Origin of the sequence: Paenibacillus athensensis (genome assembly GCF_004514475.2) — a bacterium.
Lineage (GTDB): Bacteria > Bacillota > Bacilli > Paenibacillales > NBRC-103111 > Paenibacillus_AL > Paenibacillus_AL athensensis.
In genome coordinates, this window is record NZ_MYFO02000004.1 from 454,771 (window position 1) to 466,331 (window position 11,561).

An 11,561-nucleotide genomic window follows, 5' to 3' on the forward strand; every position below is an offset into this window, starting at 1 on the left:
GCAATAGGAATCCTATTTTTGGTGGGATACTGAATAACGTTCTGGTTCAATTGTATCCTGTATCCCAATGGAGTAATAGGGCTTTCCCGAACAAGCTAGCCTCCGCTGAAAACAATCATCTGGTAAAACATTCAGGTTGCTCGGTTATCAAGATGGAAGACACCTTTCGGTTCAGGCAGTGGTAGCTCGATACTCTCACATTGCCATACAAAGCGGTGTTTTTCTATTTTGCAATTGGACTATCTAACCGCCAATAACCTACCAACAACAAGGATCAAAGTCGATTTTCACCCTGCGGAAGTTGAGTTAATGACCAGCATTTTTGCGGAAAAGGGAGGAAATGCTTGGAAAATGTAGAATATCCTAATGAAGTAGTATTTCTTGTTGAAAGGTGATTATATGGAAACTACTCTAAGTGACTTAAAACCATTCAAATTACCGCAAAAGCCGGATAATTACGATATTCTTTTTGGGTTGCCTATCCCCCCTATAGATAGATTGCGAACATTTTCAGCAGATCAATTTGAGGATATGATTTGTGAATGGGTCGATGGATATTTGAAAAAAGAGTATACATCTGTGTATCGCTCAGGCTCGGCTGGTGATAAGGGAAGGGATATAGTTGCATTTGTAAATGATGATTCCCCGAATCATGTCTGGGATAATTATCAATGTAAGCATTATGACCATCCGCTTTATCCAAGTGATGTATGGTTAGAATTGGGGAAACTATGCTACTACACGTTTATTAAAGAATATACAATTCCAAGAAAGTACTATTTGATTTCTTCTTGTGGTTTGGGAACTTCTTTATCAGAATTAATCGAGTATCCGACTCGTCTGAATGCTGGATTAATCTCAGCTTGGGAAGATAAGTGCAAGAGAAAGATTACGAATGTAAGTGAAGTTTCTTTAACTAATGAGTTGCTGGAATATATCCAAAAGTTTGACTTTTCAATAATAAATCACTGTCCTCCTCAGAAATTGATAGAACAGTACAGCAGCACACCTTTTTATAAATATCGTTTTGGTGGTGGGTTAAATAAGCCTAGACCTCAGTCGGAGGCCCCAGGGCCTTCAATAAAACCGGAAGAGGTAAGATATGTTTCACAATTATTTGAAGCATATTCAGATCACCTTGGAAAAAAGATTGCTGGTGTTGAGGAGTTGAAAAGCTACAGCTCGCTGCATCGACATTTTAACAGACAGCGGGAAGACTATTATAAAGCAGAATCACTTAGAAGATTTGCTAGAGATGAGTTGCCTTATGACGAGCCCTTTGAAAAGTTGCAGGATGAAATTTATAGAGGAGTAATAGACACTGCAGAGGATACTCATGCTGACGGCTTTGTATGTGTTAAGGAAACAATAAAAGAAGCTAGAAAATTGGAGATTACAAGCAATGTACTAATTAGCTACATTGATGGAAGTGATAGAAGTGGAATTTGCCATCAACTGGCGAACAATGACATTCTGAACTGGGTGAGAAAATGAACGAGGTAAAATTAAGTAGAGAAACCTACCTATTCAATACTCCATTAGAAACTGGACTTCGATGCTTAGTGATTTTAGCAGGATTAGAAAATAAAGCTATAGATATTCAAAGGTTAATTTATTTGGATTATCTATTAACACATTATGGTGATGTTGAGCCAGAATTTGAGAGTCTGCATCCTTCAACACCATCTCGATCTGGTGAAATACTGATAAAGCGAGATTTAGTAAGCCAAGGGCTTCACTTAATGATTAGCAAAAAGCTCATTAACATCGAATATGGAAAAAGCGGAATTTTGTATGGAGCAACACCTTACTCTAAAGCGTTTCTTCAACATTTTGAGTCTAACTATATGCTACGGCTTCTGGATGTGAATAAATTACTGATCGACAAATTCTCTAATTATACTGATGTGGAACTCAAAAATTTTATAATGAGAAATATTGATCGCTGGGGTGGAGAATTTGTAAAAGAAGCTTTCGTAAGGGGGGGCAACTAATGAATACAGAGGGTTTTTTTATTTCGGAAATCCGACTTACAGGAAAAAATAAGAGAAATGCTAGTATCGTACTCAAAAAAGGGCTTAATGTTATCTCAGGTGCTTCTGATACTGGGAAGACTTACATATTTCAATTAATAAACTATATGTTTGGTGGTAAAGATGAACCAAAAGAAATAGATGAAAGTATTGGGTATTCAACTATTTTTATTGAACTTGAGAAATATGAAGGAGAAAGCTATACATTAAAGCGTGAAATTGGTGATTCATCAATTTTTGTCTATGAGTCAAAAATTGATGATATTTCATTTCTGCAGAATTGTGTGAAACTGAAAGCTAAGCATGATAAGGATGACAAGGACAATATATCATCATTTCTCTTAACCTTAACAGGAATCAAAGATATGCTTTTAAGGAAAAATGCAAGAGGAACCAAAGTATCTTTTTCTTTTAGAAATCTTGTTGCTCTAATGATGCTTAATGAGGAAAAAATTATATCAGAGGAAGTGCCTATTTTTTCAGGTATACCCTCTAATAAAACGACTGAACAGTCTGCATTTAAGACTATTCTAACAGGCGTAGACGATAGCCATGGAGAAGAGATAGAAGACCCTAAGATATACAGAACCCGACTCGAAGGAAAGTTGGAGTTTGTAAGCTCTTTGTTGCAGAAATTGAAAATGGAATTGAAAGAAAAAGGCGCACAAATTCAGGACTATGATGCCAATGAACTAACTAAAGAGATTGAGAAATTAATGAGTACATTATCAAATAATAGCAAAGAAATTAATCTTAGGATGGGACAAAAGAAAGAAATATGGATTCAAGAACAAGAAATGAAATCAAGAATTTTAATGCTTGAAGAACTATTAGAAAGATTCAGATTGCTTGAAAAAAGCTATCTTTCTGATTTAGATCGACTTCAATTTCTTATTGAAGGGGATCACTATATCTCACAATTATTTGATTCAAATTGCCCTGTTTGCAATAATCCTTTCAACTCAAAAACTACTGAGCATAATCATGATTTTTACTTAGAGGATTTACAAATTGCGTGTTCTGAGGAAAGTAATAAAATTAACGCCCAGCTAATTGATCTTAGAGAAACATTAACAAATCTACAAAATGAGAATAAAGAAAACAATGAAAAAGTAAAACTTCTAAGTCAACAAATTAAGGAAATTGAGGTCATTATTCAGCGTGAATTAAAGCCAGTTGCAGTATTAACGAAAGAAAGAATGGATACTTTGTTGAACATAAAAAAGATTTTTCAAGAAATCGAACTTAATGAACGTCGTATTGCTGAGTATCAAACTAGCCAGTTAGATATTATGAGGGAGTTGTCTAAAAAGAATCAGAAGATGAAATTCGTTAATGAAATAACAACAGAAATTTATGATGATTTTGCTACAGAAGTGAAAGAGTTACTTGCTGGATGGAACTACCCTGATTTAACAAGTGTAAGCATAGATTATGATGATCAGGAGTTAATTGTTTCAGGTAAGAAAAGAAAAAATCATGGAAAAGGTTATCGGGCAATATTAAATGCTGCTTTTGTTATTGCTATTATGAAATATACAAGAAGTATTGGACTCAAGCATCCTGGGCTGATTATTTTAGATTCTCCGTTAACTACTTACAAAGAAAGACTCAATCAAACAACACTAAGCAGTAGTGAAGAAGATATATCGTTAGACATGAAGCAAGCCTTTTTCAAAAATTTATCTAAACTTCGAAATGATGTTCAGGTAATCATTTTTGAAAATATAGACCCTATTAAAGAAGTACAGGATAACATGAACTATATTCACTTTAGCAAAGTAATTGGTATGGGGAGATATGGTTTTATTCCGGTTGACAATACTTCTGAATCAGTGAGCAATAATCCAATTGAATAAAATTGAATAGTTGAAGGTGATAGTGAAATGATGGAGTTTTCGCAGAAAATACGTAATTTACGAAATAAAGCCCAAGAGACACAAGCTGCAAATAAAATAATTGATATGCTGACTGAGTTAAAATTGAAGAATGATGAGACAACCTCTTATAGATGGATCTGGGAACTTATACAAAATGCGAAAGACGTTGTTAACACAAGTGGGATGGTTGACATAATTATAAACTTTGACGAAGGCAATAAGACTGTTGAATTCAAACATAATGGCAAACTGTTCTCGACAGAAAATATTGTTTTTCTTATAGAACAAGTGTCAACAAAAGATCGTACAATAACTAATGAAAAAAATAAGAAGACTACAGGGAAATTTGGAACAGGCTTTTTAACTACTCACTTGCTTTCAGAAAAAGTTAGGGTTTCTGGATATCTGCAGGATGCTGGTGAATCACCATGTTCTTTTAATGTTGTTTTAGACCGATCTGGTATGGATCAGCAATCAATAATTAGTGCCATACAAGAAAGTTGTTCGCAGTTAGATAAGAATACTACCATAACTACTGACAAAGCAATAAATGACGAAGATTTCAATACATGCTTCACCTATGTTTTGGACGAGTCTGGAGTGTCAACAGCAAAGAAAGGTCTGAAGAATCTGCTTATTGCTGCACCTTACGTATTTGCATTTGTTCCAGAGATAGGTTCAATCACAGTAACAAGCGGTCAATATATACAAAAAATTAGCCGCGGCAGAATGATTGAAACTGAGCTTAAATATGCGAGTGTGACAAATGTTGTAATTGCAACAAAGGGGATGACAAAAGATAGATATATTTTTGTTTTGGGAACGAATGACTTATCTGTTGCAGTAGAAGTCGAACAGCAAGCAGGTAACAATTTTACAACAAAGTACGATACTCAATTACCCAAAATATTTTGCGACTTTCCTCTCTTAGGAACAAATGATTTTTCATTTCCTGTTGTAGTAAACAGTCCAATGTTTAATCCAACAGAACCGCGAAACGGAATACATTTAACGGATAAAGTACATAAACAAATAGCTGAAAATAAGCAAATATTAATGGAAGCTTCACTACTTTATGTTAAGTTAGTGGACTACTTTTTAGAAAAAGAATATGAGGGAATCTACAACATTACTAAAATCCCTGAACAGCCTGCAAAGGATTGGCTATCTAAAGAGTGGTTTGAGCAAGAAATAATTAATAAACTAAAGTCCCATATCATAGAAATTCCTCTCATTTCTACACATAATGCTGGCAAAATGCCTCTTATAGATGAATGGGGCGGTACAGGTGTATTCATTCCAAAAGATTTAGATGAAACTCTCAGGGCAAAAGTATGGACACTATCAAGCAAACTCATTCCCCATATGATTACAAAGCGTGATGAATTAGAGTGTTGGTACAATTCTTTATGGGAAGAATGTCGAAATTACGGTTTATTAGATTTAATTAACCGAGTAGAAGCATTTGAAAATATTAGTGAGTTATCAAAACATCTTAATGGTAATGTAACTGACTGGCTAAATGAATTATTAGCATTATTCTATTCTAATGAATATTCGTATACCAACAACCTTGGCAGAAGCCCACGTATTTTGCCAAATCAATACGGTGAATTTCGTACTTTAGATGAGGTATCACTTGATTGCGGTATTGATGAAATTTATAAAGAAATATCTACTGTATTAAATTTCGATTTTAAAATTGAATTATTGGATAGAGAAATTAATAGTGAATTCCTTACTAATTTAAAAAAACTCACGTTAGATGATGTTTTCTCAGAGATTCTAAAAAAATTGCATAGATCACATCCTTCAGCAGAAGACTTTTATAAGAGCATTATTTCTCTTCAAGCTAAACAGAATAGCGAACAAAATGACTTTTTAGATCTCGTTTGTGAATTACAAGGTAAAGATGCCTGGATAAGGAATAGTGTATCGAAACATTCACAAGAGCTATTAAAATTGGCATTGAAATTCTGGAGGGAAAAAATAACCAAGGACATAAGCTCCTATGAAAGTATAAGAATCTTTGCCTCTAGTTTTAATTTTGCCAGTGAGCATGAGGCGATGATGTGGGTGTCAAATTTGGTTCGAATTTTGGTGAAATATGAGCAAGATGGTTTATTGGATCGGATTGCTATATTGCCTGATCAATATGGAAATTTCAAAATGAGAGCAGAATTATCACTGGATTCAGGTGAAATTGATGAAATCCTTAAAGATGCATCTAAATATGCTGGATATGATGTACGTAAAACATTGTTATCAAAAGACATTATTTTAGATCTGACTGAAAATAGAACTGTCTACCTTGAGAATATTTCCGAGAAAATCACACAGTATGTGAAAGAAAATAAAAACAGCATTGGACACAACGATATTGATGTAAAAGAAGTATTTAATAAAACGTATCTTTGGCTTAGAGAAAATTTGGCTAATGAAAAGGTCAAAAAGTGCTTCAGAGAATTATCAACTAATTTACATTGGTTTTATAATGATAATGATATTGCTGAAAATATGTCGAAAATTGAAGAATACAACGACATATTAGAGAAATATGGTGTTTCTGGAGTGCAAGAATTAGAGCAGATATTATCTCGCTCGAATGTTGAAAGTAGTTCAAGTAAAACGGTGGAGATTTCAATGGAAATTCTTGCACAATGGGGTATTTCAACTGAAGAAGATTTAAATCGTGCTCTGGCAAATAATGTGTTTGGCCCAGAATTTATTCATGATTCTAAACGCAATTCAGAATTATTCAGCTATGTCCAAGATATTCTTGAGCGCTCCAAGAATAAAATCATTGAATTTTTAGATAAGAAAAAATCGGAATATGACGTTTCAGATCCAATCAGAATTAGTAATACTATCTTCGTAATAAAAAAACACGGTACTGAAATTTATTTAATTACTCGACCGTCTGATTATGGTCAAATAATATTATATTATGATACTGAGTTGGATATGCTTGACTATGAAAAGGATTGTGAATTATGGGTTGAAGATGATAAGAGCGAGCCGCAAAAAATTACATTTGGGAAAATATTAAAGCTGACTGGTGTTAACAAGATTCCACTTAGGAGCATAAGAGAAAAATGATTGACATTAATGAAGTAAAGCAATTACTACTATCCCCTGATTCGAAAAATCTTATTTGTAGAAACGTAGAATTCAGACCGCAAAATTTGGCTATGTTTATTGCTGCTCTGTCAAACATGACAGAGGGGTATGGCTACATTGTAATCGGGGTAAGCAAAAATACAGATAATTACTCTATTAATGGAATAAGTAATGGGTTCATATTAGATGAACCTATTAAACGGGCACTCAGTTTGTTAGCTGAGCAACCAATAATAGAATTTGGTACACTTAGTATTGAAGGTAAAAATATTTATGCAATAAAAGTGATAAATATTACAAACGAGATTTTCTTCAAGCCTCCACAAAATACAGAGTCACTAACCGATTTATTTATTCGTGATCTTTACTTGGCTTGCATCAAACTTCAAGCACGTAAGCTTTACGTTAGCACTACAGAAGATGAGCGTAATGACTTTATTACAGATTTATTGGAGACAAACGGATATCGCATAAAAGACCAAACTCGACGCGGAAGTTCTGCTAGTGGTAAATCATCTGGCGAAATTGATATTTTTGTTGAAAACGATAGAATGCCTTTTACTATTATTGAAGCCCTTAATTTGGATAGCTTAAATACTAATTATCTTGATGTTCATCTTGACAAGATATATTCTTACGATACAACAGGAAATGCATTCAATGTATGTTTGTCATATGTTAAAGTTAAAGATTTTGGGTCTTTTTGGGATAGGTATTGCAACTACGTTAAAACACGTGAATATCCAGTAATGCTAGTCTCTTCTGATACAAATGCTGATAAAGATTATTCATACTCTGATATAAGATTCATGACTACGACGCATAATCGTTCAGGTAAAAATACACGGCTTTATCATATGTGCGTAAAAATACAAGAATCGTAGTTACTTAGTGAAAAGTTCTTATATAAGAATCGTAAACTAGGGAAACAACCTAATCAAGCGATTGTATTAGGCTTCTTACACAAGAAAGGTATTTAATTTCTTGCTCCGCTATAATTTGTCGATGGTAGTGGAGCAGGGCTGATTCGAGTGTCGTTCTCTCCGAGTTCTCTCAAACGTGCAATTTCAGTCACTTTTTGATGAATTTCCGAGACGCCTTGTGGCACTAGGGAAGGGTGGCGTGAAACGCCGAAACCCCTTGATTTTATAGGCTTTTCGTGGTTTTTTGGTTCCTCTAAAGGAACATAGTTTCCGCTTGCTTCCCTTTAGCGCGCAAGTTTCAGGTCTAATGACTGCGCCGACGACATTTTGGAGCTGTAGTCCAGATGAGCATAGATGTTTGTTGTTGTGGAGTAATGGCTATGCCCCAACCATTCTTGAAATTCCTACATCCCTACACCATTTGCCAGCAGAAGGCTGGCGCAACGATGCCGAAGATCGGTGTGCGCGGTTCTGCCCATGTTTCGGCTAAAATCAAAAAACGCGCCTGAAGCCATGATGGTTTTGCGCGTTTTGTCGGGACGAATACGGAGTCAGGACGGAATTCATAGCGGTCTGAATATTTTTAAGATCGAGCTGAATTTGCTCCGGAATATGGTAGGGATGGTATAGGCTCCGCTGCATCATGTAGTTTGTTATCTGTTCATGGGTGTCTATAGCTTCGCCGAGTTGTTTCATCAAAATTTGCCTGTATTACCCTCCCTTCAGCCAGCAGAATTTCTGGGCCAAGCTTTGGAGACGGCCCGGCAGCATTTGACCCAAGTTGAGGAATTTTTAGATCAAGTGCAAACTTCGGCAAACGCATTACATCTGCCGGATCAACAATAAAACGGTCATGGCGCAGATAGGCTTGGCAGAGATTCTCGTTCTTTTCGGATACAAGTGGAGTCAAGCTCACGAATGTCGAGGTATGGTCGTCTATGTAGACGCTGCGTATATTGTTTCCGAATTTACGCCGATACTTACCGCATAGGCCAATGACTTGCGTTAACGCTCGGAAGAACGTTCTGCTGCTTCCTATTATTAGGGGTGGTCTTTAAAATGCCGTGTCATGGTTCCGAAGTAGACCACACAGAACACTCGAGTTATCAGGAATGTGAGAAAAATCGTGGCCCATGACCAAAACCAGTTCCAACGAACATACCGAATCAGATCGGTATATTGTACGAGCAGCACCTCAACTATCGTCAGTACAGTAGTGAATAAGACGTAATAGCCGAATTGAATCCAGCCATTCCGATGGCTCGGATAATACGCGTTAAACACCGCGCATGTCATCGGATAGGCCATATATTCGTAGGTGAAGCTCGTCCGGCTAACGGCAGCAAGCTCCCTTACGGGATAGGCGATAAGTTGGAGTTGGACCACGACATGACCGAATATACACGTAATCCACTGTTTGAAAAAAAAAGCGACCATCGCCAATCGACGTTTCTGCCGCGGGATAAAGAGAATCAATAACAATGAAAGAATCCACACGGAAAAGATGATCCCATATTGCAGTTGCAAACTCATCGCTCGCTCGCTTCCTTCCTGAAAACTTTGCGGTCTCTAAAGAACAAGCTCGCTAGGCCGTGGACGGACAGGAAAATAATCGAGAACACGATCGCCATCAAACTCCAGTGAAAATGTACATAATCCACCAATTCGGTATTTGCAGCTATCAACCCGTCAATTAAGGTGAGCAGTGAAATCCAGGCGGCAAAGTAAAAAAACTTCGTCAAATTATTCCCACCAGGTCTGTAGATGTAATAAAGACCGCTAGCAACAGGCGTCAACACCACTTTGAACGTAATATTCAAATCCGAAGCTTTGGGGAATTCACGCAACGGGTAGGCCACCAAATCAAATTGAACGAGCAGCACTTCTACTATCCATCCAACAGCCTGACACGCAAGAAAGCACAACACAAATTCATGAGCTTTCGCTCTGGGAACAAGAAAATAGATGGTGGTTATACACACAAACCAGAATAGCAGCAATAAATTTCGTTCCATGTCCATGACCATAGCTTGTACAAGGAAGGAGGCTACTATGTAAGTGTACTTGCGGGTTACCGTAAAATTTTTTTATTATCCAGGCACTTGAACCACATTCAGCCATATACATAGGTGATAACACTTCGGAACTTGTTGAGGAGGATTCTATGCAAGTGATGTTACCGACTGAAAAGTATTTCGGTAAGTTTGAGGCGGTTTTTTTATTTTACGGAGCCATGCCTACAGGCGTTACTGTTTCTGAAACCGGACGTATTTTCATTTGCTTTCCGAAATGGGGTGACGATGTTAAATTTACAGTGGCTGAAATCGTTCGCGATACATTACAGCCTTATCCTAGTTTAGTCGCTAATGTGGGAAGTCCATCGAATATCACATCGTCCTTCATTAGTGTCCAAAGTGTTGTTGCTGATGGAAAGGGAACGCTTTGGGTACTGGATACGGGGGCTCCTAATTTCTCAGAACCCATCAAAGGGGGGGCGAAGTTAGTCGCTGTAGATTTAAATTCAAATACTATAAAAAGGGTATATACATTTACGGACAATGTTGTCCTGCCGACCACTTATCTGAATGATGTCCGATTTGATTTTCGTGTTGGTAAAGCAGGTTATGCTTATATAACGGATTCGTCTTCCCGGGGACCAGGAGCCATTATTGTCGTTGATTTAGAAACGGGTTATGCGTGGAGACGGTTAAACGGAGCCAATTCAACCTCGCCCGATCTCTTTTTCATACCGAAAGTTGAAGGTAGAATTTTGATGAATCGAAGTAAAGACGGATCTACTTCTCCTTTTAGATTGGCATCCGATGGTATAGCGATTTCCCCTGAAGGCAAGATGTTGTATTTTTGTCCTCTCTCCAGTCGTCATCTGTACTCCATTTCAACGGAAGCCCTGAGAGACCGAACGATACCGGATATGAATTTGCAGGATTACGTGAAGTATTGGGGAGAAAAAGGGGCTTCAGACGGAATGATCACCGATGCAAAAGGAAACGTTTACGCTGGAGACTACGAAAACAATAGTATTCGAAAGATATTGCCAAATGGAATAATGGAAACCATCGCACATGATCCGAGGATTTTATGGCCGGATACTTTTTCTATTGGTCCAGATCAATACTTATACTTCATCGTGAACCAATTACATCGGCAGGCAAGATTTCATTATGGAGATGACCTGCGGCAGAAGCCTTATAGTTTACTCCGTATGAAAATAGACGAACCACCTGCTCCTACTTTTTAGTATATATCTCGCTTTACAGAGTTGACTCTATTGGCATAGAAAATCTATTTTGTGACTTTATAGTTATTTAGAATTTGGAGGCTGCCGTTCGGCAGCCTGTTCAGCTATCGCATCAAAGACCAAACTCGACGCGGAAGTTTTTGGCAGGTAAAAGTACACTTCTTCATCATATGTGCAAAAATACAAGAAAAGTAGCCGCTGGACAGTGAAAAGTCCGTCCAATTTGGCTCACTTTTTGATGATTTCCGCCGGGTTCCCTTTAACGCGCACGGTTCAGGTCCGTGTGGGCTAACCCCCTCTGAAAAAGTTGGAATAGAAAGGAATTTCAGGAATCATGTCGAAAGCA

Annotated in this window: 9 protein-coding genes; 6 read left to right on the forward strand and 3 right to left on the reverse strand. The window is 37.1% G+C overall.

From position 1 onward, the window contains the following. Window positions 1-381: 381 nt before the first annotated feature. From B5M42_RS10275 to B5M42_RS10295, 5 genes are read left to right on the forward strand one after another with little or no spacing between them, the layout of a single operon-like run. The gene (locus B5M42_RS10275; protein WP_134752370.1) at window positions 382-1,494 is read left to right on the forward strand and encodes an ABC-three component system protein; all 1,113 of its coding nucleotides are present in this window, start codon (window positions 382-384) and stop codon (window positions 1,492-1,494) included. Then, window positions 1,491-1,994, forward strand: coding sequence for an ABC-three component system middle component 2 (locus B5M42_RS10280; RefSeq protein ID WP_134752372.1), 504 nt, complete (start codon window positions 1,491-1,493; stop codon window positions 1,992-1,994). Before B5M42_RS10275 ends, B5M42_RS10280 begins: the two co-directional genes overlap by 4 nt. Next, window positions 1,994-3,892, forward strand: coding sequence for an SMC family protein (locus tag B5M42_RS10285; RefSeq protein ID WP_134752374.1), 1,899 nt, complete (start codon window positions 1,994-1,996; stop codon window positions 3,890-3,892). Before B5M42_RS10280 ends, B5M42_RS10285 begins: the two co-directional genes overlap by 1 nt. Before the next feature lie 27 nt (window positions 3,893-3,919). Continuing rightward, entirely contained in the window at window positions 3,920-7,012 is a 3,093-nt protein-coding gene (locus B5M42_RS10290; protein ID WP_209280696.1) for a sacsin N-terminal ATP-binding-like domain-containing protein, read from the forward strand. Beyond that, window positions 7,009-7,917: an AlbA family DNA-binding domain-containing protein gene (locus B5M42_RS10295; protein ID WP_134752376.1), complete on the forward strand. Its 909-nt coding sequence runs from the start codon at window positions 7,009-7,011 to the stop codon at window positions 7,915-7,917. Before B5M42_RS10290 ends, B5M42_RS10295 begins: the two co-directional genes overlap by 4 nt. Before the next feature lie 531 nt (window positions 7,918-8,448). On the opposite strand, the gene B5M42_RS10300 is transcribed toward B5M42_RS10295, so the two are convergent. From B5M42_RS10300 to B5M42_RS10310, 3 genes are all read right to left on the reverse strand, one after another. Further along, window positions 8,449-8,652: a hypothetical protein gene (locus B5M42_RS10300; RefSeq protein WP_230632833.1), complete on the reverse strand. Its 204-nt coding sequence runs from the start codon at window positions 8,650-8,652 to the stop codon at window positions 8,449-8,451. Window positions 8,653-8,997: 345 nt separating this feature from the next. Beyond that, on the reverse strand, window positions 8,998-9,489 hold the full coding sequence (locus tag B5M42_RS10305; RefSeq protein ID WP_134752378.1) for a CBO0543 family protein: 492 nt from the start codon (window positions 9,487-9,489) through the stop codon (window positions 8,998-9,000). Then, window positions 9,486-9,977, reverse strand: a complete 492-nt coding sequence (locus tag B5M42_RS10310) for a CBO0543 family protein (RefSeq protein WP_230632834.1) — start codon at window positions 9,975-9,977, stop codon at window positions 9,486-9,488. The genes B5M42_RS10305 and B5M42_RS10310 overlap by 4 nt, the downstream gene beginning before the upstream one ends. 143 nt (window positions 9,978-10,120) lie before the next feature. On the opposite strand from B5M42_RS10310, the gene B5M42_RS10315 reads away from it, so the two are divergent. Next, complete coding sequence (locus B5M42_RS10315; protein ID WP_209280697.1) at window positions 10,121-11,215, forward strand: L-dopachrome tautomerase-related protein; 1,095 nt, start codon at window positions 10,121-10,123, stop codon at window positions 11,213-11,215. Window positions 11,216-11,561: the final 346 nt, after the last annotated feature.

What these genes read in the sequence shown, in the direction of transcription:
- B5M42_RS10280 (WP_134752372.1), top strand. Translation starts at nt 1,491, where the DNA reads ATGAACGAGGTAAAATTAAGTAGAGAAACCTACCTATTCAATACTCCA.
- B5M42_RS10285 (WP_134752374.1), top strand. Translation starts at nt 1,994, where the DNA reads ATGAATACAGAGGGTTTTTTTATTTCGGAAATCCGACTTACAGGAAAA.
- B5M42_RS10290 (WP_209280696.1), top strand. Translation starts at nt 3,920, where the DNA reads ATGATGGAGTTTTCGCAGAAAATACGTAATTTACGAAATAAAGCCCAA.
- B5M42_RS10295 (WP_134752376.1), top strand. Translation starts at nt 7,009, where the DNA reads ATGATTGACATTAATGAAGTAAAGCAATTACTACTATCCCCTGATTCG.
- B5M42_RS10300 (WP_230632833.1), bottom strand. Translation starts at nt 8,652, where the DNA reads ATGAAACAACTCGGCGAAGCTATAGACACCCATGAACAGATAACAAAC.
- B5M42_RS10305 (WP_134752378.1), bottom strand. Translation starts at nt 9,489, where the DNA reads ATGAGTTTGCAACTGCAATATGGGATCATCTTTTCCGTGTGGATTCTT.
- B5M42_RS10310 (WP_230632834.1), bottom strand. Translation starts at nt 9,977, where the DNA reads ATGGACATGGAACGAAATTTATTGCTGCTATTCTGGTTTGTGTGTATA.
- B5M42_RS10315 (WP_209280697.1), top strand. Translation starts at nt 10,121, where the DNA reads ATGCAAGTGATGTTACCGACTGAAAAGTATTTCGGTAAGTTTGAGGCG.